Source organism: Thioclava sp. ES.031 (assembly GCF_002563775.1).
Classification (GTDB): Bacteria; Pseudomonadota; Alphaproteobacteria; order Rhodobacterales; family Rhodobacteraceae; genus Thioclava.
Genome location: NZ_PDJO01000001.1, coordinates 3,670,013 through 3,691,843, shown reverse-complemented (window position 1 = coordinate 3,691,843; position 21,831 = coordinate 3,670,013). Strand labels below are relative to the sequence as shown.

The window sequence follows — 21,831 nt, the reverse complement described above, 5'->3', positions numbered from 1 at the left end:
CGCCAAGGCGCGCAGGTAAGGTCGCGCCATGACGACCCCCATGATCCAGTTTTCCGAGGACCAGGCCGAGGCTTGGGATGCCGTTGCTTCCGCGCTCGAGGCGGCGGGGGTCGATATTCTCGAAGGCGCGATGACGCCTGAAAGCGGCAGCAAACGCGTGCTGTCGGTGATCGGCAAGGCGGGGTCGGGCAAGACGCTGCTTCTGGCGGAGCTCTATAAGGCGTTGGAGGCGGCAGGCGTCGATCTGGTCTCGGGCGATTTCGAGGGCAAGCGGCGCAAGGAAAAACGCACTTTGGCGATCCTCGCGCCCACGAACAAGGCGGCGAGCGTGTTGCGCTCGCGCGGTGTGCCCGCGACGACGATCCACCGCATTCTCTACACGCCGGTCTACGACCCGGAATACGAGCGGATCGCGGAATGGCTGACCGGGCAGGGCGAGCGGCCCAAGCCCGAATTGCTGATCGAGATGGGCCTGACCGAAGCGACGCTCGACCGGGCGAAGGCGTTCTACGAGCTGCACAAATCGATCCCGGCGGCGCTGGCCTCGGCGGGGCTGCGCGGCTCGGATTTCATCAATGGCTGGAAACGGCGCGAAGACCCGCTCGATATCGGCTTCGTCGATGAGGCCTCGATGCTCGACGAGCGCCAATTCGACGATCTGCGCGAGATTTTCCCGACTCTGGTGCTGTTCGGCGACCCGGCGCAGCTCGCGCCCGTGAACCAGTCGGGCGAGATGGTCTTCGAGCGTCTGCCCGACGAGCGAAAACACATCCTGCACCGTATCCACCGGCAGGCCGAGGATAACCCGATCCTCGATCTGGCGCATATGCTGGGCGATGAGAACCTGACCTTCGAGCAGTTCGAGCGCGAGATCGAGAAGGCCGCCGCCAAGGACGATCGCGTCGTCTGGGCCGAGCGGGTGGAGAGCGATCTGATGGCGCGCTCGCCGGTGCTGGTCTGGCGCAACGCCACGCGCATCCGACTGATCCATGCCTTCCGCGCCGCCCATTCCGCGCCCGCCGACATGATGCTGCCGGGCGAGCCCCTGATCTGCGACGGGATCGAACTGCCCGTGAAGCATCGCAAGAAGCGGATCGATCTGGAGGCGCGCGGCCTGATCAAGGGCGCGCAGGTGATCTATCTCGGGCCTGGCAAGAAGCCCGGTTTCTCGCGGCTGCATGTGATGGGGGCGGAAGACCCGCGGCTCTCGGCGGCCTCGATCGTGAAGATCGAAATGCCCGATGAGGAGGAGCCGTTCATTCCTTTCGCGGCCCGCATGGGCGCGACCTTCCTGCATGGCGCTGCGGTGACGATCCACAAGGCCCAAGGGTCCCAATGGGAAGACGTGCAGGTCTTCGCGCCGGATATCTACGCGGCTTACAGGGCAGGGCGCGTGGAGGCGGGCATCCCGCTGTGGAAGCGCCTCGCCTATGTCGCGATCACCCGGGCGCAGCATCGGCTCTTGTGGGTGGTGCGGGCGCGGCTGGCGCGGCCCTCGGCGCCGCTGACCATTGACGATCTGCCCAAAGGCGGCGGTAAGCTGGAACTGAAAGCCGAACCGCAGGACGGATAGGGCAGGAGCCTCCGGCGGGGATATTTGAGCCAAGGCGAAGGAGGGGCGAGATGGGCGTGATGGTGGTGACCGGGGCGAGCGCCGGGATCGGGCGCGCGGTGGCAGAGGCCGCGCTGGCCGAGGGCTGGCAGGTCGCCTGTCTGGCGCGCTCGGAGGACAAGCTGGCGGAGGTCGCCGCGCAAGGCGACGGGCTGGCCGTGGCCTGCGACGTGAGCGATGCGCAAGCGGTGGAGCGCGCCTTCGCCGAGGTTGTCGCCAGGTTCGGCCGGATCGACGTGCTGTTCAACAATGCCGGGATGTTCCCGCCTGCGGCCTTGCCCGACGAGGTCACGCTCGAGGATTGGGACGCCTGTATCGCGGTGAACCTGACGGGGATGTTTCTTTGCGCCCGGGCCGCATTCGCGCAGATGCGCAGGCAGGCGCCGCGCGGTGGGCGGATCATCAATAACGGCTCGATCTCGGGGCAGGTGCCGCGCGCGAAATCGCTCGCCTATACGACCACGAAACACGCGATCAACGGCATGACCAAGCAGATCGCGCTGGACGGGCGCGATTTCGACATCGCCTGCGGGCAGATCGACGTGGGCAATGCGCGCACGGGGTTGCTGGCGAATATGGATGCGGCGGCGACCAAGACGGCGGAGCCCACGATGGACGTGGCCAATGTCGCGCGCTCGGTGCTGCACATGGCGTCGCTGCCGCTTGAGGCGAATGTGCTCAACATGACGGTGATGGCGAGCGCGATGCCCTTCGTCGGGCGCGGTTAACGCACGAAGCGGAAGATCGCGGCGGCGGCCCAGCCTGCGAAGACCGCAAGCGCGAGTGACAAGAGCCCGTAGAGCGCCGCGTTCTCATGTGCGAGCGTGTAGAGCCAGCGCTCCAGCCCGACTTTGCGCACCTCGATCGCGGATTGGTATTTGTCCACCAGCTTGCCGTCGCGCAGCAGGAAGATGCGGGTCTTGTAGTCGCCCTCGGTGAGGTTCGCAGGCAGCGCGAAATCGGCGCGGAACAGCGTGTTGTCCACGATATGCACGCCGCCGGTCTCGAGCTTGTAGAGCCCCTGCTCCTTTCGGATATCGACGAGCGCTTCGGTGAAGGGGATCGAATCGTCGACGGTGATCGGACCGGAGAAGGCGCGCATCGCGAGCGGAATCGAAATCCGCTGCTGGGTGTCGGTGCGCCGATCGAGGATGTCGCCGAGCGGGCCGGAGGTGGCGACGGCGTAATAGCTGGGGGCTGCGGCGACGCCGACCGAAGCCGTGTTCACCCAGATCCCGAATTCACGCGATTTCTTGCGGATGGTGACCGGGCCGAGCGGCCCTTCGAGCGTCACGATCACCGCGAGTTTCTGCCCTTCGGGCTCCGGCGTCTCGCGTTTGATCGCGCCATAGATCAGGATTTGCGACCCGTCGAAGGAGGTCGTGATCCCGATATTGTCGCGGCTGAGGCCCGCCACGATCTGCTCGTCGGGTTCGGGGCGATTGGTGATCGGCATGCCCGGACGCGCGGGCAGAACCTGTTGGTCCTGTGCTAGAGCGGGCAGGGTGACGGCGCAGAGGCCGAGGGCGAGGAGGGCGGTACGGATCATCATTCGCCCCCCGTCGCGATGGAGTAGAGGTTGCTCGGATGCAGCACGAGGTCGAGGCCGAGCTTGCCCGCGACGAGGATCACCAGCAACGCCAGCAGAATGCGCAGCTGCTCCGCCTTGAGGCGCGCGCCCAGCCGCGAGCCGATCTGTGCGCCGATCACGCCGCCGACGATCAGCAGGAGCGCCAGCATCACGTCGACCGTCTGGTTGGTGATCGCGTGCATCAGCGTGGTGAAGGCCGACACGAACAGGATCTGGAACAGAGAGGTGCCGATCACGACCTTGGTCGGCATGTTCAGCAGGTAGATCATCGCCGGAACCATGATGAAGCCGCCGCCGACGCCCATGATCGCCGCGAGGATGCCGACCGCGACCCCGACCAGCAGCGGCGGGATCACCGAGATATAGAGGCCCGAGGCGCGGAACTTGAACTTGAAGGGCAGCTTGTGGACCCAGGTGTGCTGCACGCGCTTCTTGCGCACGCCACCGCCCTTGCGCTGCTTTTGCAGGGTGCGGATGCCCTCTTGCAGCATCAGCAGTCCGATCAGCCCGAGGAAGACGACGTAGCAAAGCTGCACCGCGAGGTCGATCTGGCCCAGCTCGGTCAGCAGGTTGAAGACGTAGATGCCGCTCGCCGAGCCGAGCAGGCCGCCCACCAGCAGCACGAGCCCCATCGGAATGTCGACCGCCTTGCGTTTGAGCTGCGCCAGAACGCCCGACACGGAGGAGGCGACGACCTGGTTCGCGCCGGTGGCCACGGCGACGGAAGGCGGGATGCCGATGAAGAACAGAAGCGGCGTGATCAGGAAGCCGCCGCCCACGCCGAACAGGCCCGAGAGCAGCCCCACGATGCCGCCGAGCCCCAGCAGGGTGAAGATATTGACCGAGACTTCGGCGATGGGCAGGTAGATCTGCATGAGCTGCACCCGCTGAGGAGGTTGCATCGTTAGTGTCCCCGAAGGGCAGGCGAAGTCAAACCCCGCCGTGCCGCGGGGTTACAACTGTTGCAGATATCGTCGCAAAACCTGTTCGAGCTTGGCCGCGCCCATGGGCGCAATCGCCTTGGTCTGCTCGTGGCTGATATTCTCCTGCGCCATGCCCGCCCCCATATTTGTGATGACGGAGACAGCGGCCACGCGCAGCCCGAGGAAGCGCGCAAGGATCACTTCGGGAACCGTGGACATGCCCACCGCATCGGCGCCGAAGACTTTCGCGGCGCGGATTTCGGCGGGGGTCTCGAAGGTCGGGCCGGAGAACCAGCAATAGACGCCTTCGGGAAGCTCGACCCCTTCGGCTTTCGCTGCGGCTTTGAGCCCGGCACGGATCTCCGGATCATGCGCCTCGGTCAGCGGGACGAAACGCGCATCCGAGGGCTCGCCGATCAGGGGATTGTTGCCCGAAAAGTTGATGTGATCGTTGAGCATCATCAGCCCGCCGGGCTGGATGTCCTCGCGCAGGCTGCCGGCCGCGTTGGTCAGCAGCAGGCTCTCGCAACCGAGCTCCTTGAGGATCTCCAGCGGCAGGCGCATCTCGGCGGGGTTGCCGTGTTCATAATAATGAACCCGACCGCCGAAAACGGCGACGCGAACGCCTTCGAGCGTGCCGATCACCAGCTTCGGATTGTGGCCCGAGACGCCCGCATGGGGAAAGCCCGGAAGCTCCGAATAGGGGATCGCCACGCCCTCGACCTCCTCGGCCAGATGGCCGAGGCCGGAGCCGAGGATCAGGCCGAGGCGCGGGGCCTCGTCGCCCGCGCGCTCGCGGATCAGTTGCGCGAGCTCAGCGCTCTTTGACATAGGGCTGCCCCCCTGCACGCGGCGGGATCGCCTTGCCGATGAAGCCCGCGAGGATGATCACGGTGAGGATGTAGGGCACCGCCTGCATGAACTGGATCGGCAGGGTCACGACGCCCAGATCGATATTCGGATAGCGGTTCGAGATCGCTTCCAGCAGGCCGAAGAGCATCGTCGCCCCAAGCGCCGGAACAGGCCGCCATTTCGCGAAAATCAGAGCCGCCAGAGCGATATAGCCGCGCCCGGCGGTCATTTCCTTCACGAAGCCAGCCGCAAGGCCGGTCGCCAGATAGACGCCACCCAGACCCGCCAGCACGCCGGTGATGGCGACGGCGGTGTAGCGCATCCGGATGACCGAGATGCCTGCGGTGTCGACCGATTCCGGGTTCTCGCCCACCGCGCGCAAGCGCAGGCCGAAGCGGGTGCGGAACAGCACCCACCAGGTGATCGGCACCATCGCGAAGGCGACATAGACGAGGATCGAGTGGCCCGAGAGCAGGTTCGAATAGATCGGACCGAGGAAAGGCACATCCTTCACCGCCTCGGCGCCGGGCAGGGTGATCGGATCGAAGCGTCCGTTGCCCGAGAGTTGCGGCGTGCGACCGCCCTGATGGAACCAGCTTTGCGCGATCAGAACGGTAAAGCCCGAGGCAAGGAAGTTTACCGCGACGCCGGAAATCAGCTGATTGCCGCGGAAGGTGATCGAGGCGAGGCCATGCACGAAAGCGAGGCTCATCGAGCCCCCGACACCCGCCAGAAGGCCAAGCCACGCATTGCCCGTCACCGCCGCGACCGCGCCGGAGAAGAAGGCGGCCATCAGCATCTTGCCCTCAAGGCCGATGTCGAAAATCCCCGCGCGTTCCGAGAACAGACCTGCGAGGCAGGCCAGCAGCAGCGGTGTGCCGAGGCGAACGGCGCTATCGAGAATTTCGATGATCGTTGCGAAATCCATCTCAGGCCTCCTTGCGGGCGTTGGCGCGCGCGACGAAGAAGCTCTCGATCGGTGCGCGCAGCATGTTGTCGAAGGCCCCGGTGAACAGGATTACGAGCGCCTGAATCACGGTGATCAGCTCGCGCGGGATCGTGGTTTCCAGCGCCAGCTCGCCGCCGCCCTGGTAGAGGAAGCCGAAGAGAAGCGCGGCGAGGAACACGCCGAACGGGTGGTTGCGGCCCATCAGTGCGACTGCGATCCCGATGAAGCCTGCGCCCTCGACCGAGTTCAGCACGAGGCGATGCGCCTCGCCCATCACGTTGTTGATCGCCATCAGGCCGGCGAGGCCGCCCGAGATCAGCATCGCTGCCATGACGATCTTCACCGGCGAGATGCCGGCATAGCGCGCCGCCGTTTCCGACCGCCCGAAGGCCCGGATCTCGAAGCCCAGCTTGGTGCGCCAGATCAGCACCCAGACGAGGTAGCAGGCGAGGATCGCCACGAAGAACGACACGTTCGCCGGGACCGATTTCGAGAAGAACTGACCGATCAGCGGGAAGTCATGGAAGGTCGGCAGATGGGTTGCAGGCCCGAAGCGCGCGGTGGCCGGGTCCATCGAGCCGCGCGGACGCAGCACGTTGACCAGCATGTAGTTCAGCACCGCCGCGCCGATGAAGTTGAACATGATCGTGGTGATCACGATATGGCTGCCGCGCTTGGCCTGCAGATAGGCCGGGATCGCAGCCCAGGCCGCGCCGAAGATCGCGCCACCCGCCATCGCTGCGATCAGCGCGATGGTCCAATGCGGCCACGGGAAGGCCAGCAGCACCAGTGCCACGCCAAGCCCGCCGAGCGTCGCCTGACCCTCGCCGCCGATATTGAACTGGCTGGCGTGATAGGCGACCGCGACCGCGAGGCCGGTGAAGATGAAGTTGGTCGCGTAATACAGCGTGTAGCCCCAGCCATAAGGCGAGCCGAGCGCGCCCGAGACCATGACCTTGATCGCCTTGATCGGGTCTTCGCCGATCAGCAGCACCACGATCCCCGAGATCACGAAAGCGATCAGCAGGTTGAGGAGCGGGATCAGGGCCACGTCGACCCATTTCGGTGTCTTTTCCATTATTGGCTCTCCTCGGGCGCGGCGACCTCGGCGATGGTCCAGCCGTCCATGCCGCGCACGTCCTCGCCGCCCATGCCCGCCATCAGGCAGCCCATGCCGGTCTGGGTGGCGGTCTCGACGGGGCCGATGCCCATGATCTGCCCGTCGAACATGACCGCGACCCGGTCCGAGAGCGCCCGGATCTCGTCAAGCTCCACCGAGACCAGCAGGATCGCGGCGCCCTGGTCGCGCAGTTCGATGATGCGTTTGTGGATGAATTCGATCGCGCCGATATCGACGCCGCGGGTGGGTTGGCCCACCAGCAGCAGCGCCGGGCTTCGTTCGATCTCGCGGGCCAGCACGATCTTCTGCTGGTTGCCGCCCGAGAAGCTCTTCGCCGGCAGGCTCGGGATCGGCGGGCGCACGTCGAAGCGTTCCATCGCCTCGGCCGTGTGGGCGACGATCCCCGCATTGTCCATCACGAAGCGGTTCTTCTGATAGGTCGGATCGGAGTGATAGCCGAAGACCATGTTCTCCCACGCGGCGAAATCGAGGATCAGGCCAAGGTGGTGGCGGTCTTCGGGGACGTGCGAGATGCCCCGGCGGCGCCGCGACTGCCCGTCGCTATGTTTGCCGGTGAGGTCGATCTCTTCGCCGTTGATGCGGATATTGCCGGTGCCCTTGGCGAAACCGCCGAGGATTTCCAGAAGTTCGGACTGGCCGTTGCCCGCCACGCCCGCGATGCCGAGAATCTCGCCCGCGCGGATTTCGAGATTGATGCCCTTGAGGCGCTCGATCCCGTCTTCGTCCTTAACGCGGAGGTTCTCGACCTCCAGCACGGTCTTGCCGGGCTGGGCGGCCGTCTTGTCGACGTTGAGCAGAACCTTGCGGCCGACCATCAGCTCGGCCAGCTGCTCGGGCGAGGTCTCGGCGGTCTTCACCGTCGCCGTCATCTCGCCGCGACGCATCACCGAAACCGTGTCGGTGATCTCCATGATCTCGCGCAGCTTGTGGGTGATCAGGATGATCGTTTTTCCTTCCTTGCGGAGGAAATCGAGGATGCGGAACAGGTGATCGGCCTCGGCGGGCGTCAGCACGCCGGTCGGCTCGTCGAGGATCAGGATATCCGCCTGACGATAAAGCGCCTTGAGGATTTCCACGCGCTGCTGATGGCCGACGGAGAGCTCTTCGATCTTCTCGTCGGGATCGACGTTGAGCTCGTATTCCTCGGCGAGACGCTTGAGTTCCTTGCGGGCCTTGGAGAGCGAGGGGCGCAGCAGCGCGCCATCCTCGGCACCAAGGATGATGTTCTCGAGCACGGTGAAATTCTGCACCAGCTTGAAATGCTGGAAGACCATGCCGATGCCGGCGCTGATCGCGGCCTGGCTGTCGGGGATATGGGTGTGCTTGCCTTTGATCCAGACTTCGCCCGCATCCGCCTTGTAGAAGCCGTACAGGATCGACATCAGCGTGGATTTGCCCGCGCCGTTCTCGCCGATGATACCGTGGATCGTGCCGGGCATCACCCGGATCGAAATGTCCTTGTTGGCCTGCACCGTGCCGAAGGCTTTCGAGATGCCTTTCAGCTCGATCGCGGGCGCGCCCGTGGGCGTGGCGGCAGCGTGGGCCGCCTCGGCCGCATCGCTGGCGTTTTCAGTGGCAAGGGCGGCAGTTGCCTGCCGCCCCGCGTTGTTCGACTCTGTTGTGTTCATCACTCGACCGGGCAGCTGTCGTCCGACATGTAGTCATGCACTTCGATCTTGCCGTCGATGATGTCCTGCTTGGCCTTCTCGACTGCGGCGGTCATTTCGGGGGTCACCAGCGACTTGTTGTTGTCGTCCATCGCGACGCCAACGCCGTTATCGGCGAGACCCATGATCTTAATTCCGGGTTTGAGGTCGGGGCCTGCGCTAAAGGCGTCAAAAACCGCGGTATCAACGCGCTTGAGCATCGAAGTGAGAACTTGGCCCGGGTGCAGGTAGTTCTGGTTGCTGTCCACGCCGATAGAAAGGATGCCGCCGTCTGCTGCAGCCTGCAGAACACCGATGCCGGTGCCGCCAGCGGCTGCGTAGATCACGTCCGCGCCCTGGCTGATCTGGGCCTTGGCGATCTCGCCGCCCTTCACCGGATCGTTCCAGGCTGCCGGGGTGGTGCCGGTCATGTTCTGGATGACTTTCGCGTTCGGATTGGTCGCTTTCACACCCTGCACATAGCCGCAGGCAAATTGCCGGATAAGGGGAACATCCATACCGCCCACGAATCCGACGGTGCCGGTCTTCGAGGCCATCGCAGCCATCATGCCGACGAGGTAGGAGCCTTGCTCGGATTTGAAGTTGATCGACTCGACGTTGGGCTGGTCGACAACCATGTCGATGATCGCGAATTTGGTGTCGGGGTAGTCGGGAGCGACGGTGTTGAGCGTGTCGCCGAAGGCGAAGCCGGTCATCACGATCGGGTTGGCGCCGGACTCGGCGAGTTTGCGCAGGGCCTGCTCACGCTGAGCTTCCGACTGCATTTCCAGTTCCTTGTAGGAGCCGCCGGTCTCTTCGGCCCAACGCTTGGCGCCGTTGAAGGCGGCCTCGTTGAAGCTCTTGTCGAATTTGCCGCCCAGATCGTAAATGATCGCGGGATCGGCCAGCGCGGCCCCGGCGCTCAGCGCGAGCGCGGTCGCGGCGCCAAGGAACTTGGTGAAATAGGTCATGGATTACTCCCGAACGTTATGGCCCTGTTGGATAAGCCTGTTGGCGCGCTCGGTTCAGCGCGCGGACCCGGCGATTTGGGCAGAGCTTGCCAAGGGGGTCAAGCGTCAAGTTGTGGATGACGCGGGGTCGCAAGACAAATTTGATTGAACGGTCAGCTTGTCGCTCTAGCGAGCGGCAAAGTGAGAACCAGCGCGTCGATGCGATCGCCCTCCGGGCTGCGGTAATAGCCCTTGCGACGCCCCGATTCCTTCCAGCCGGTCGCGGCATAAAGCGCGCGCGCGGCGTCATTCTCGGCGGAGACTTCGAGGAAGGCGCTTTCGGCCCCCAGTGCCTCGGCTTCCTGCGCGAACCGCTCCACCAGCGCGCGGCCGGTGCCGTCGCGGCGGGCTTTCGGGTCGACGGCGAGGGTCAGAAGCTCGGCTTCGCCCGCGATGACGCGCCCCAGCAGGAAGCCTCGGTTTTCGTTCAACAGAAAGGTGCCGGGGCCGCGCATCAGATCCCGGAATTCGGCCTCGTTCCACGGGCGTGGTGTGGTGAAGCAGGCGGCATGCAGCTCGGCGAGGGCTTCGGCGCGCATCAGTCGAGGATCCTTGGCGGCGGATCGGAGGGCGGAGCGGCATCGGCCGCACGCAGATAAAGCGGCGCGGGGCGTTCTCCGGGGATGAATTCGCGAGAGGCTGCGATCCGTGCGATGGCTTCTGCCGGTGCGAACGCGGCGGGCGCGGCAGCGGCTCCGATCCGTTGGGCGACCTCTTCGGCGGCGGTGCCGATGCAGGTCAGGCCGGGTTCGGCCAAGCCCTCGGGCAGCGCGTCGAGCTCATGCAGATCGAGCGGGATGGCCTGTGCGGTGCGGAACCCTTCGAGATAGGCCCGTTCGCGCGGGGCGGCGACGGCTGCAAGCACCGGACCTTCGCTACCGAATTGCGCCGCGTCGGTGATCGAGACGCCGAGCGCCGGGGCCCGCAGGCTCAGCGACAGGCCGCGCGCGGCGGAGACGGCGATGCGGACGCCGGTGAAATTCCCCGGTCCGATCCCGACGCCAATCCGCGTCAGGTCGCGCCAGCCGACGCCCGCCTCTGCGAGCACCTCTTCCAGAAGCGGCATCAGACGTTCGGCCTGACCGCGTCCCATTTCCTCTTGGCGCGCGACGAGGCAGTCATCACCAGACAGCAAAGCGGCCGCGCAATGCGCGGCCGATGTGTCGAAGCCTAGCGTCAGATCAGGCATTGACCGGACGGACCTCTGAAACCTCGGGGATGTAGTGTCTGAGCAGGTTCTCGATCCCCATCTTGAGCGTCAGCGTCGACGAGGGGCAACCGGCGCAGGCACCCTGCATGTGCAGGTAGACCACGCCACGCTCGAACCCGTGGAAAGTGATGTCGCCACCGTCCTGCGCCACGGCCGGGCGCACGCGGGTGTCGAGCAGTTCCTTGATCTGCGAGACGATCGCGCCGTCCTCGCCGTCATGCTCGGCATGGCCCGAGGGCGCAGCTTCGCCTTCGATCACCGGGGCGCCGGACTGGAAATGCTCCATGATCGCGCCGAGGATCGCCGGTTTCGCGTGATCCCAGCTGGTCGCGTCATCTTTCGTCACGGTCACGAAATCCGAGCCGAAGAACACGCCGGTCACGCCGGGCACTGCGAAAACGCGCTTGGCCAGCGGCGATTTGGCCGCCGCCTCGGCGGTGGGGAAATCAGCGGTGCCGGTCTCCAGCACGGTCTGGCCGGGCAGGAATTTCAGCGTCGCGGGGTTCGGGGTCGTCTCGGTCTGAATAAACATCGCGTGCCTCCTTGGCTTGCCGCTCATATGCGCCTTCCGACTGAATTAATCAAGTAATCGCGGCTATGCGCTAGATGATGCGCGGCGCGATCTGGGCGGGATCGGTGACCTCCGGGCGCCAGAACGCCTCCGCTTCCGGTCCGATCCGCGCGAGAGCGGCCTCGAAGTCACGATGATTGACATGGCGCCAGAGGGCAAAGGCGGTGGCCTCGATGGCGTTGTCGGGGGTCAGGTTGTGATGCGGGCGCAACGCCTGCGCTTCGCGGGTCATCTCGGTCCGGCTGCCGAACGGCCGCGGCGTCGCCATCACATCCCAGTGATACAGGAAGATCGCGCGCAACACCGCAGGCAGGCAATCGGCGAAGGCGATGGCCTCGACAGGGCGCAGCCGCGCACGGAATGTTACGAAGACGCCCTCGATCGCCGTGTAGGTCATGTTGTCGGAGACGAGCCCCATCCGATCGCGCGCATCGGCGAGGAAAGAGGCGAACTCCTTCTGCGCATGGCGATAGGTCCAGGGCATCGGCATCGGTCAGGTGATCTGTTCGAGCTTTTCCTTCGACATCTCGCCCGGCACGATCGTCAGCGGGCAGGGCAGAGTTCCCGCCTGTTTGACCATCTGGCTGACCAGTGGCCCCGCACCGCCCTTGCCGGAGCCTGCGCCGAGGACCAGCACGCCGATCTCGGGATGTTCGTCCATCACCCCGATGATTTCGGGCACCGGTTCGCCCTCGCGGATCACCAGTTCCGGCTCCACGCCCTGACGGTCGCGCATCCATTTCGCGAAGACCTCGAAATGCGCCTCGATCCGCTCGCGGGCTTCTTCGCGCATGATCTCGGCCACGCCGATCCAGTGCTGGTATTCGTCGGGCGGGATCACCGAGAGGATGATCACGCCGCCGCCGGTATGGTTCGCGCGCATCGCCGCGAACCGCATCGCGTTGAGGCATTCGCGGGTATCGTCGAGCACAACCAGAAACTTGCGCATGGCTCCTCCGGGACGGGGTCTCTGCGGATCATCGCCCGGCGCGAGGTCTTTGGCAACCGCGGGGGTGTCGAGGCTCAAAGCGGCGAGCCTTGCGCCCAGTCCATATAGGCCTCGCGCGCCCGCTGCGTGCCCTTGCCGGGCGTGTAGCTGACATCGTCGAAACCTGCGACCGGGGTGACCTTGGCGAAGTTGCCGGTCAGGAAGACCTCGTCGGCATTGCGGAAATCGTCGAGCGTAAGCACCGCTTCATGCACCGTCTCGCCACCCTCGCGCAGAAGCCCCATGATCCGCTTGCGCGTGAGCCCTGCAAGGAAGGTGCCGTTCGGCATGGGCGTGAAATACTCGCCATCCTTCACCATCCAGACATTCGCCGTCGCGCTTTCGGCGACATTGCCCATCGCATCCTGCACGAGCGCGTTGCCGAAACCCTTGCGCTGCGCCTCGACCAGCATCCGGGCGTTGTTCGGATAGAGGCAGCCCGCCTTCGCATCGGTGACGTTATCGGCCAGAACGGGACGGCGGAATTGCGTGGTGGTCAGTGTCGTCGCCTTGCTCGGATCGGGCATCGCCACTTCTTCGAGGCAGAGCGCGAAGCCGGTCTCGCCGGGCATCGGCGCCACGCCCAAATCGGACCCGGCGATCGCCCAGTACATCGGGCGCACGTAAACAGCGGCACCCGTATCGTATTTGCGCAGGCCCTCGCGCGCGATCTCGACCATGTCCTCGGGCGCGATGGTCGGCGTGATCATCAACGCCTCGGCGGAGCGGTTGGTGCGCGCGCAATGCGCGTCGAGATCGGGGACGACCCCGTCGAAAAGCCGCGCCCCGTCAAAGACCGAGCTGCCTTGCCAAAGCCCGTGATCGGCGGCGCGCATGACGGCGATATCGCCCTCGTGCCATGCGCCTTCGAACCAAGTGCGGATGTTTTTGCCGAATGCCATCGGTGCCTCCTTCGTATCGGGCGCGATCCAACCACTCGCGCTCCGCGAAGTCCATACGACCGATTGTATCGGTGTCAGGTGTCGTGAGGTCCGGTCATGGGAACCGGGCCGTGTTAACGGCATCGCAACTGCGACCTGCCTAGGCTTGCGGAAGTGTCGCCCCTTGTGGCTACCCGTAACAGGAGATTTGGCATGACCCCGGCCCGGCGCAGGCGTAAACGTCTCTTCGATCTGACGCTGGCACTTCTGGCGCTGCCCGTGGTCTTGCCATTGATCGCGCTGGTCTGGCTGGCCGTCGCGCTGGTTCAGGGGCGACCGTGGTTCTACGGCGGCGAGCGGATGCACAGCCCCACGCGCAGCTTCCGGATGTGGAAGTTCCGCACGATGCAGGCGGAGGCGGGCGATCATGGCATCACCGCCGGGCATAAGCGCGCGCGGATCACCCCGCTCGGGCAGATCCTGCGGCGGTGCCACGCGGATGAGCTGCCGCAGATCTGGAATGTCCTGCGCGGCGATATGAGCTTCGTCGGTCCGAGGCCGCCGCTTCGCGAGGTGGTGGCGCGTTTCCCGCAGCTCTACGCGCAGGTGCTCGCAAGCCCCCCGGGGATAACCGGGCTCGCGAGCGTGCAGTTTGCACGAAAAGAGGCGCGTCTGCTGGCGCGATGCCGGACGGCCGAAGAGGCGCGGCGGATCTATGATCAGGCTTGCGTCCCCGAGAAAGCCCGACTCGATCTGCTTTACCAAAGACAGGCCTCGTGGCGGCTCGATCTGGCGCTGATCTGGCAAACCTTGCGCGGAGGGATCGCGTGAGGGAAGCGCTCACCGACAAGATCGCGACGCGCCTGATCGCGCTGTCGCGCCTGCGCAAGGCGGTCGTCATCGCGACGCTCGATGCTCTGCTCGCGATGGCGTGCCTCGTGCTGGTGTTGCAATTCGCGCCTGCCTTGAGCCGTGGGGGCCTCGGGGGGGATGCCTGGCTCCTGGTCCTGATCGGGAGCGGTCTCGCCGCAGTGGCAAGCTTTGGCACCGGCTTGGCGCGCCTGCCCCTGAAGGACTTCGCGATGCTGGGGGCGGGAAAGGCGGTCGTCCTCTCCTGCCTCCTTGCACTGGCCTTCTGGGCCGGCCTCGGATGGCGGGGCGGCGACACTGCGCTCTTCTTTGGCTGCGCGTTTTTGTCGGGCATCGTTGTCCAGCGCCGGGCGCTTCTGGTGCTCACGGGATGGCTCTATCGACGCTCGAACGTCGTTTCGCGCATCGCGATCTACGGCGCGACGCCGGAGGGGATCGCGCTGGCACGGGCGTTGCGCGACCGGTCCGGGTTCTTGACCTGCGCCTATCTCGACGACAGCCCGATTTTGCGCGGCGCGACGTTGGACGGGGTGCCGGTTCTGGGGCCCGCGGCGCGCGAGGCGCTGATCCGCAAGTTCAATGTCGATCGCGTCGTCCTCGCCGATCCGCGTCTGCCCGAGCCACGCAAGGCCGCGCTGGCGCGTGACCTTTCGCGCCTTGGATTGCGCTGCGAGGCGCTGCCGGATTTCGCTCTGCTGGTCGGCGGCGCGGATCTTGCCGCGCGGCTCGAACCGGTGCGCCCCGAGCGCTGGCTGGGCCGCAGCGAGATCACCGGGGGCGACCCGCCCGAGGCGGAGTTCTACTGCGGAAAATCCGTGCTCATCTCGGGGGCGGGCGGCTCCATCGGGGCAGAGCTTTGTCGTCAGATTCTCGCCTGTAGCCCGGCGAAACTCGTTCTGCTCGAACTCTCGGAACCCGCGCTGTTCGCCCTCCTGTCCGACCTGACGCCGCTCGCCGCACGCGCGGGTGTCGATCTCGTCACCCGGCTCGGCTCCGCCGGGGACGCGGCGCTGGTACGGGAGATCTTCGCACGCGAGGCAATCGATGCCGTGTTCCACGCCGCCGCCTACAAGCACGTCGCGCTGGTGGAGGAAAACCCGCTTTCCGGTTTCGCGAATAACGTCACTGCCACGGTCTGCCTCGCGCGGGGCGCGCGGGCCGCGAAAGTTGCTCGGTTCGTGCTGATTTCCAGCGATAAGGCGATTGCACCGCGCTCGGCCATGGGTGCGTCGAAACGGATGGCAGAGCTGGTGGTGCAGGATCTTGCGACCCGCGCGGGCGCGACGGTTTTCTCGATCGTGCGCTTCGGCAATGTGATCGGCTCGTCGGGATCGGTCGTGCCGATTTTCGAGCGGCAGATCGCGCAGGGCGGGCCGATCACGCTCACCGATCCTGACGCCACACGCTATTTCATGACCATCGCCGAAGCGGCGCGGCTCGTGCTGATCGCGGGCCGCTGGGAAGTTTCGGGGCGGGTCTATGCGCTCGATATGGGCTCACCGATCCGGATCGGCGATCTCGCCCGACAGATGGTCGAGGCGCGCGGGTTGCGGCTGCGCGGGCCGGACTGTCCCGAGGGAGAGATCGAGCTGTTGCGGATCGGTTTGCGCAGGGGGGAGAAATTGCACGAGGCCCCCGTGACCGGCGCGCATAGCCGCGCAACCGCGCATCCGAAGATCAGGCATGCCCCCGTGGCCCATCTCTCGGAGCGCGAGACAGCCCTGCTTCTGCACGACCTCGATGCCGCCTTGGCGCAGCGCTGCCGGGAGCGGCTGGAGGCGCTCATGTCGCGGCTACGCGGCGAGGAGAGCCAAGTCCCCGCGCCATGTCTGAGTGAGGCGTTCAGCGCACCAAGTGCGGCTGAACGCGATATCGAGGCGGCCGATAGCGGGGCGCGCTGGCAAGATGGAACGTCTGGAAGCCGGGTCGCGTGTTCCGTGACAGGGGACCGGAGCTTCAGTCTCGCTCAGACGCGCGGCATCGTCCTGCCAACGCCAGTGCCATCACGTCCTGTCCCGCCCGGCGCGCGGGTCGCGTCAGGCGAAGGGATCGTGGGGATAGCCGACCGCGCTTAGATAGAGACCCTGCGGTGGGCAGACCGGTCCGCAAGCGGCGCGGTCGCGCGCGGTGAGCGCTTCGCCCACGCGCTCGGGCGGCCAGGACCCGGCGCCGACGCGTTCGAGCGTGCCGACGATCGAGCGGACCTGATTGTGCAGGAAGCTGCGCGCGCGCAGGTGAAACCGGACCTCGCGCCCATGCGGGATGTCGAGCGCCTCGATCCTGATCTCGTCGAGCGTTTTGACCGGCGAGTTCGACTGGCACATGGTCGAGCGGAAGGTGGTGAAGTCATGATGCCCGATCAGATGCGCGGCCCCTTCGCGCATCGCCTCGATATCGAGCGGGTTGAGCACTTGCCAGACCAGCCCGCGGTCATGGGTCACCGGCGCGCGGCGTTGTACGAGCCGGAACAGGTAGCGCCGCTCTAGTGCAGAAAACCGGGAGTGGAATTCGTCTTCGACCCGGGCGCAGGCGAGGATCGCAACCGGTGCGGGGCGCAGGTGATAGTTCAGCGCCTCCGACAGCCGGAACGGGTCCCAATCCTTCGTCAGATCGGCATGGGCGACCTGCCCGGTGGCATGAACGCCTGCATCGGTGCGCCCCGCCGCCGCGATCGTATGGGGGCCGGGTTCGAGCTTCGCCAAAGCCGCCTCGACCGCGCCCTGCACCGAAGGCTGGTCGGCCTGACGCTGCCACCCGGCGAAGGGCCCCCCGTCATATTCGATTTTGAACGCGTATCTCGGCATGGAGCGGCCATAGCCCGAGCGCGACCCGTTTCGCAATCCCCTCCCGGCCATGCGCCGCGATTGCGGGCCCATGCACGGGGCGGCTTGCCCTCGCCATGGCCCGGAGCTACCGATTGCCGGTCGGGCAGAGAAGGGCGCGGATATGAGTTTGACGATCATGGCGGCGGTGCTGGGCGCGGCCTTCCTGCATGCCTTGTGGAATGCGCTGATCCGCCTGGGTGGCTCGAAAATCCGCGCGATGGTGATGCTGTCCATTGCCGAGGCCCTGATCGGGCTCGTCGTGGCGCTGTCGCGGCCCTTGCCGGACAGCGCCGCGCTGGGCTGGATCCTTGCCGCGGGGGTGATCCATTTCGGCTACAAGTTCTTCCTCGCCCATGCCTATGAGCAGGGTGATCTGAGCCGGGTCTATCCGATCGCGCGCGGAACCGCGCCGATGATGGTGGCGATCGTCTCCGCTGCGCTGGCGATCGATGCGATCAGCGGGCTCGAATATGCGGGGATCGCGGTGCTGGGGCTCGGGATTGCCCTGATGGCGCGCGGCGTGTTCACCGATGGCGAAAGCCGCCGCCTGCTGCCCTATGCGCTGGGCTCGGCGCTGGCGACCGCGAGCTATACGCTGGTCGACGGGATGGGCGCGCGGATCTCGGGCGAGCCCGTGGGCTATGTCGGATGGATCATGGTGCTGGGCGGGGTGTTTTTCGCGATGGGCATGGTCGGGCTGCGCGGGACCGTGATGCTGCGCGCCGCGCCGCGCGAATGGGGGATCGCGACGCTTGGGGCGGCGGCGTCCTATGCGGCCTATGCGATCTCGATCTGGGCGATGACCCGCGCGCCGATCGCGCTGGTCGCAACCCTGCGCGAGACCTCGATCCTGTTCGCGGTGCTGATCGGCTGGCTCGTCTTCGGCGAGAAGATGCGGATGACGAAGGCGCTGGCGGCGTTGTTGATCGTCTCGGGCGTGGTGCTGACGCGGGTCTGAGCGATTAAAATCGCGGCTGGCCTTGGTCGTCGCAGCTGGCAGGCATGGCGTCGTCCGCCGGGCGCGCGATCAGGTGTCCGGTCACGATTTGCAGTGGCGTGAAGGGCAGCTCCTGAATCGCGGGCTGGATTTGGCGGGTCACATAGCAGCCGCCGAAACTCTCGGTCTTGCCGTCACGCGTCCGGGCGCTCACCGTCACCCCGAGCGTGGTGTAGATCGAACCTGCCGCGCCCTCCGACATGACCGGGCCGATCGTGACCGAAGCCTCGGCGGTGTTGGCATAGCCTTTCGTGAAATCCGCATAGTCGCCGTTCTTTTCGGGATCGGCGAAATAGCTCCAGGCGCGGGCGTAGTGATGCAACGAGATTGCGTTATAGAGCGAGCGGATCAGCGCGGACGGGGTCGAACGGTCATCGAGATAATCCGGCGCGGCCATGGCCGATTGCGCGGAAAACACGAGAGCCAGAAGTGCGAGACTGCGGCGCATGCGACCTCCGTTTCGCGGCCCGTGCGGCATGGATCGCCGCGCCGGGGCCGCAGTTCGAGTCAGCTTCGCTCGGGCACGAGTTGTTGCACGATGCCGACGAGCAGCAGGTAGATGGACGTGACGACCAGCCCCCAATGCGCCCAGCTTGCCGGGTCGAAATCGACCCATGCGGCCCAGCCCGCGAAGAAGGTCCACAAAAGCGCCATCGGCAAGGAGACCACGCGCCAGCGCTTCGTGCGCACGGGGTGAATGAACTTGAGCGGCAGGAACATCGCGATGGCGAGCGCCACGACGACGAGCAGGATCGTCCAATAGCCGGGCTTCAGCGCGAACAGCACCAGCACCAGCATGTTCCACGCACCCGGGAAGCCCTGGAACGAATTGTCCTTCGTCTTCATCCGGGTGTCGGAGAAATAGACGACGCTGCCATAGGTGATCGCGATGATCGCGAGCCAGCCCGTCCATCCCGGCAGCAGGCTCGACTGGAACAGCGCGAAGGCGGGGATGAAGACATAGGTCAGATAGTCGATGATCAGGTCCATCAGGACGCCGTCATAGAGCGGGAAATTCGCCTTCACATCGTAGCGCCGCGCGAGCGGACCATCGATCCCGTCGACGAAGAACGCGGCGACGAGCCAGAGGAACATCAGCGACCATTCGCCCTCCGCAGCCGCGAGAAGCGCGAGCATCGACAGCACGGCGCCGGTGGCGGTCAGGAGGTGAACGAACAGGGCTTTGATGCGGATATCCATGCGCCCCCTGATGCCGGATTTGCGACGCAGGGGCAAGCGTCGCTTCAGGCGCGCGGATGGCTCTTATCGTAGATTTCCATCAGTCGCGCGGCATCGACGGCGGTGTAGATTTGGGTCGTGCCGAGGCTCGCATGGCCCAGCAGTTCCTGAATGGCGCGCAGGTCGCCGCCGGCCGCCAGCAAATGCGTCGCGAAACTGTGACGCATCGCATGCGGGGTCGCCGTGGAGGGCAGGCCCAGCGACATGCGCGCCCGCTCCATCGCCTTGGAAATCATGCGCGGATTGAGCGGCTTTCCGCGTGCGCCGTAGAACAGTGGCGCATCCGGCTCGGCAGGGTAGGGGCACAGGCGCATGTACTCCGCGACGGCCTCGCGGGCGGCGGGCACGACCGGCACGAGCCGCTCCTTGTCGCCCTTGCCGCGGATGCGCAGCACCTCGGGCAGGGGGTGGTCCTCGGCGCGCAGGGCGAGCGCTTCGGAGATTCGCAGCCCGCAGCCGTAGAGCAGCGTCAGCACGGCGGCGTCGCGCGCGGCGATCCACGGCTCCATCGCCTGCGTGTCGACCTGCTCGATCATCCCGGCTGCGGCGTCCTCGTTCAGCGGGCGCGGCAGTTTGCGCTGATATTTCGGGCTGCGGGTCGAGAGGATATGGCTCGCATCGAACCCGTCGCGATCGGCGAGCCAGCGGATGAAGCTTTTCACCGAAGAAAGCGCGCGGGCGAGCGAGCGCGACGAGACCTCGCGGCCGCGTTCATGCGCCATCCATGCCCGCATATCGGAGGGTCCAAGCTCTGCGATCCGTGCGGTGCCCAGGCTCTCGCCATGATGGGTTTGCAGAAAACCCAGGAAGCTTGCCACGTCGTGCCGGTAGGCGGTGATCGTGTGATCGGAGGCGTCGCGCAGCCCGCGCAAATGGCTCAGCCATTCGGCGAGCGCGTCTTGCAGCCCTGCGGACGGCTCCGCCATCAATCCAGCCAGCGGCGCATCGTGCGTTCGAATACGCCTGCGAAGAAGGCCAGAAGATCGGTGCCCTGAGAGGGCTTGAACTGATGCGGGTCCTCGGCGGCCATGACCAGCATACCGGGCAGGCGGCCCTCGCCCAGATCGAGTTGCATCAGCGCCTCGGAGCGCACCCAGTTCGCCGCCTCGCCGAAGATCGCCTCGGAGCCCGGTACGGTCTGGCGCAGCACGACCTGTCGCGGCTGTCCGCCACGCCCGCCGCGCATGTATTCGGTGATGAAGCCGGGTTCGGCCACGCAAAGCACCTCGCCCAGCTGGCGCAGCGCCGGATCGTTCTCGTTCTGGTGGCTTTCCAGCACGAGGCGCACCGCGTCGACGCGCAGAATCTCGGCCACTTCGGTCGCGAGATTCGACAGGAAGGACTGGAAGTCATGCGGGTCGAGCATCCGCAGCACCGCGCGGTGAATCTGGTTCGTGCCCGCGAGGTTCTCATAGGCCGCGGCGATGACAGACCGGTGGGTGTCTTCCAGCCGGTCGAGCCGCGCCTCGAGCCGGGACATGGCCGCGCCGCGCAGGTCGACGATATTGCCGCCCATCGCGGCCTCGTTCGCAGCGATCAGCGCCCGCATCAGGTCGCGGTCCTCGAGAATCACGTCAGGGTCGGAAATGATCTTGTCGCGGAGTTGCTCCACGAGGGCCGGTTCGGTCATGCCTGTCTCGTCGCTGGTCGATGCATCATTTTTTCCAAGCATACACGATGCATCCCGCGACGCAGTCCAAAAAACGGCCCGTGCCACGAAAAAGGCCCGCCGGAGAGGCGGGCCTGTGCTGTATCGGACTCACGCGAGAAGATCAGATCTTCTGGCCGGTCGCTTCCCAATCTTTCAGGAACTGGGCCAGCCCCTTGTCGGTCAGCGGGTGGTTCGCCATCGACTTGATGACCGCCGGCGGTGCGGTGATCACGTCGGCGCCGATGCGCGCAGCGTCGCTGATGTGGTTCACCGAGCGGATCGACGCGGCGAGGATCTGGGTCGAGAAATCGTAGTTGTCATAGACCGTGCGGATGTCCTCGATCAGCTGCATCCCGTCGAGGTTGATGTCGTCGAGACGGCCGATGAAGGGCGAGATGAAGGTCGCGCCCGCCTTCGCGGCGAGGATCGCCTGCGCGGTCGAGAAGCACAGCGTAACATTGACCATGTGGCCTTCGGATGCGAAAGCCTTGCAAGCGGTCAGGCCGTCCCAGGTCAGCGGAACCTTGATCGCGATATTGGGGGCGATCTTGGCGAGCTTCATACCTTCTTCGATCATGTCCTTGGACTCGGTCGCGACGACCTCGGCCGAGACCGGCCCGTGGACCATGTCGCAGATTTCCTTGGTGACTTCGAGAATGTCGCGGCCCGATTTCAGGATCAGCGACGGGTTGGTGGTCACGCCATCGACCATGCCCAGATCGTTGAGTTCCTTGATCGCGGCGGTGTCGGCGGTATCGACGAAGAATTTCATGGCAGCTCTCCTTGGCGGCAGTCGCGAGCGTGTTAGCGCAAAAGCGGCGAGGGTGAAAGAGGTCGCAACGGGAGAGGGGCTCCGCCCCGCGGCGTCGCCGCTC

24 protein-coding genes are annotated in these 21,831 nt (G+C 65.8%); 5 read left to right on the top strand and 19 right to left on the bottom strand.

Going from position 1 to position 21,831, the window contains the following annotated elements:
- Positions 1-28 precede the first annotated feature (28 nt).
- On the top strand, positions 29-1,573 hold the full coding sequence (locus tag AXZ77_RS17625) for an ATP-dependent RecD-like DNA helicase (RefSeq protein ID WP_098412138.1): 1,545 nt from the start codon (positions 29-31) through the stop codon (positions 1,571-1,573).
- A 50-nt stretch (positions 1,574-1,623) separates the two neighbouring features.
- Positions 1,624-2,340: an SDR family oxidoreductase gene (locus tag AXZ77_RS17620; protein WP_098412137.1), complete on the top strand. Its 717-nt coding sequence runs from the start codon at positions 1,624-1,626 to the stop codon at positions 2,338-2,340.
- On the opposite strand, the gene AXZ77_RS17615 is transcribed toward AXZ77_RS17620, so the two are convergent.
- The 13 genes from AXZ77_RS17615 to AXZ77_RS17555 all read right to left on the bottom strand — a co-directional run bounded on the left by AXZ77_RS17615 (position 2,337) and on the right by AXZ77_RS17555 (position 13,395).
- Positions 2,337-3,161 carry a TIGR02186 family protein gene (locus AXZ77_RS17615; protein WP_098412136.1) on the bottom strand — a complete coding sequence of 275 codons (825 nt, stop codon included), beginning with the start codon at positions 3,159-3,161 and terminating at the stop codon, positions 2,337-2,339. The genes AXZ77_RS17620 and AXZ77_RS17615 overlap by 4 nt on opposite strands.
- Positions 3,161-4,078 carry a sulfite exporter TauE/SafE family protein gene (locus tag AXZ77_RS17610; protein WP_098412135.1) on the bottom strand — a complete coding sequence of 306 codons (918 nt, stop codon included), beginning with the start codon at positions 4,076-4,078 and terminating at the stop codon, positions 3,161-3,163. Before AXZ77_RS17610 ends, AXZ77_RS17615 begins: the two co-directional genes overlap by 1 nt.
- A gap of 78 nt (positions 4,079-4,156) precedes the next feature.
- Positions 4,157-4,957 (bottom strand): purine-nucleoside phosphorylase, encoded by an 801-nt coding sequence (locus AXZ77_RS17605; protein WP_098412134.1) that lies wholly within the window; start codon positions 4,955-4,957, stop codon positions 4,157-4,159.
- Positions 4,941-5,906 (bottom strand): ABC transporter permease, encoded by a 966-nt coding sequence (locus AXZ77_RS17600; protein WP_078521394.1) that lies wholly within the window; start codon positions 5,904-5,906, stop codon positions 4,941-4,943. Before AXZ77_RS17600 ends, AXZ77_RS17605 begins: the two co-directional genes overlap by 17 nt.
- Position 5,907: 1 nt before the next feature.
- Complete coding sequence (locus AXZ77_RS17595; protein ID WP_098412133.1) at positions 5,908-7,005, bottom strand: ABC transporter permease; 1,098 nt, start codon at positions 7,003-7,005, stop codon at positions 5,908-5,910.
- Positions 7,005-8,696 (bottom strand): ABC transporter ATP-binding protein, encoded by a 1,692-nt coding sequence (locus AXZ77_RS17590; RefSeq protein ID WP_098412132.1) that lies wholly within the window; start codon positions 8,694-8,696, stop codon positions 7,005-7,007. Before AXZ77_RS17590 ends, AXZ77_RS17595 begins: the two co-directional genes overlap by 1 nt.
- Positions 8,696-9,685 (bottom strand): BMP family protein, encoded by a 990-nt coding sequence (locus AXZ77_RS17585; RefSeq protein WP_098412131.1) that lies wholly within the window; start codon positions 9,683-9,685, stop codon positions 8,696-8,698. The genes AXZ77_RS17590 and AXZ77_RS17585 overlap by 1 nt, the downstream gene beginning before the upstream one ends.
- A gap of 152 nt (positions 9,686-9,837) precedes the next feature.
- Entirely contained in the window at positions 9,838-10,263 is a 426-nt protein-coding gene (locus tag AXZ77_RS17580; RefSeq protein WP_098412130.1) for a GNAT family N-acetyltransferase, read from the bottom strand.
- Positions 10,263-10,913 (bottom strand): tRNA (adenosine(37)-N6)-threonylcarbamoyltransferase complex dimerization subunit type 1 TsaB, encoded by a 651-nt coding sequence (tsaB, locus tag AXZ77_RS17575; RefSeq protein ID WP_098412129.1) that lies wholly within the window; start codon positions 10,911-10,913, stop codon positions 10,263-10,265. Before tsaB ends, AXZ77_RS17580 begins: the two co-directional genes overlap by 1 nt.
- The gene (locus AXZ77_RS17570; protein ID WP_098412128.1) at positions 10,906-11,466 is read right to left on the bottom strand and encodes a NifU family protein; all 561 of its coding nucleotides are present in this window, start codon (positions 11,464-11,466) and stop codon (positions 10,906-10,908) included. Before AXZ77_RS17570 ends, tsaB begins: the two co-directional genes overlap by 8 nt.
- Positions 11,467-11,536: 70 nt before the next feature.
- On the bottom strand, positions 11,537-11,995 hold the full coding sequence (locus AXZ77_RS17565) for a DUF2267 domain-containing protein (RefSeq protein ID WP_098412127.1): 459 nt from the start codon (positions 11,993-11,995) through the stop codon (positions 11,537-11,539).
- Positions 11,996-11,998: 3 nt separating this feature from the next.
- Positions 11,999-12,454, bottom strand: a complete 456-nt coding sequence (locus AXZ77_RS17560; protein ID WP_098412126.1) for a universal stress protein — start codon at positions 12,452-12,454, stop codon at positions 11,999-12,001.
- A gap of 74 nt (positions 12,455-12,528) precedes the next feature.
- Complete coding sequence (locus AXZ77_RS17555; RefSeq protein ID WP_098412125.1) at positions 12,529-13,395, bottom strand: branched-chain amino acid aminotransferase; 867 nt, start codon at positions 13,393-13,395, stop codon at positions 12,529-12,531.
- Positions 13,396-13,587: 192 nt separating this feature from the next.
- Between AXZ77_RS17555 and AXZ77_RS17550 the strand changes: the two genes are divergently transcribed.
- Complete coding sequence (locus AXZ77_RS17550) at positions 13,588-14,205, top strand: sugar transferase (RefSeq protein WP_098412124.1); 618 nt, start codon at positions 13,588-13,590, stop codon at positions 14,203-14,205.
- The gene (locus AXZ77_RS17545) at positions 14,202-16,319 is read left to right on the top strand and encodes a polysaccharide biosynthesis protein (protein ID WP_098412123.1); all 2,118 of its coding nucleotides are present in this window, start codon (positions 14,202-14,204) and stop codon (positions 16,317-16,319) included. The genes AXZ77_RS17550 and AXZ77_RS17545 overlap by 4 nt, the downstream gene beginning before the upstream one ends.
- Here AXZ77_RS17545 and truA read toward each other — a convergent pair.
- On the bottom strand, positions 16,281-17,048 hold the full coding sequence (truA, locus tag AXZ77_RS17540; RefSeq protein WP_098412122.1) for a tRNA pseudouridine(38-40) synthase TruA: 768 nt from the start codon (positions 17,046-17,048) through the stop codon (positions 16,281-16,283). The genes AXZ77_RS17545 and truA overlap by 39 nt on opposite strands.
- Before the next feature lie 142 nt (positions 17,049-17,190).
- Between truA and AXZ77_RS17535 the strand changes: the two genes are divergently transcribed.
- The gene (locus tag AXZ77_RS17535) at positions 17,191-18,027 is read left to right on the top strand and encodes a DMT family transporter (RefSeq protein ID WP_098412121.1); all 837 of its coding nucleotides are present in this window, start codon (positions 17,191-17,193) and stop codon (positions 18,025-18,027) included.
- Positions 18,028-18,031: 4 nt separating this feature from the next.
- Here the strand turns inward: AXZ77_RS17535 and AXZ77_RS17530 are convergent, their stop codons facing one another.
- The 5 genes from AXZ77_RS17530 to fsa form a co-directional block, all read right to left on the bottom strand.
- Positions 18,032-18,514 carry a hypothetical protein gene (locus AXZ77_RS17530; RefSeq protein ID WP_098412120.1) on the bottom strand — a complete coding sequence of 161 codons (483 nt, stop codon included), beginning with the start codon at positions 18,512-18,514 and terminating at the stop codon, positions 18,032-18,034.
- Positions 18,515-18,573: 59 nt separating this feature from the next.
- Positions 18,574-19,266 (bottom strand): phosphatidylcholine/phosphatidylserine synthase, encoded by a 693-nt coding sequence (locus AXZ77_RS17525; protein WP_098412119.1) that lies wholly within the window; start codon positions 19,264-19,266, stop codon positions 18,574-18,576.
- A gap of 44 nt (positions 19,267-19,310) precedes the next feature.
- The gene (locus AXZ77_RS17520; RefSeq protein ID WP_098412118.1) at positions 19,311-20,231 is read right to left on the bottom strand and encodes a tyrosine recombinase XerC; all 921 of its coding nucleotides are present in this window, start codon (positions 20,229-20,231) and stop codon (positions 19,311-19,313) included.
- Positions 20,231-20,935: a DUF484 family protein gene (locus AXZ77_RS17515; RefSeq protein ID WP_078542595.1), complete on the bottom strand. Its 705-nt coding sequence runs from the start codon at positions 20,933-20,935 to the stop codon at positions 20,231-20,233. Before AXZ77_RS17515 ends, AXZ77_RS17520 begins: the two co-directional genes overlap by 1 nt.
- A gap of 142 nt (positions 20,936-21,077) precedes the next feature.
- Entirely contained in the window at positions 21,078-21,728 is a 651-nt protein-coding gene (fsa, locus tag AXZ77_RS17510) for a fructose-6-phosphate aldolase (RefSeq protein WP_098412117.1), read from the bottom strand.
- Positions 21,729-21,831: the final 103 nt, after the last annotated feature.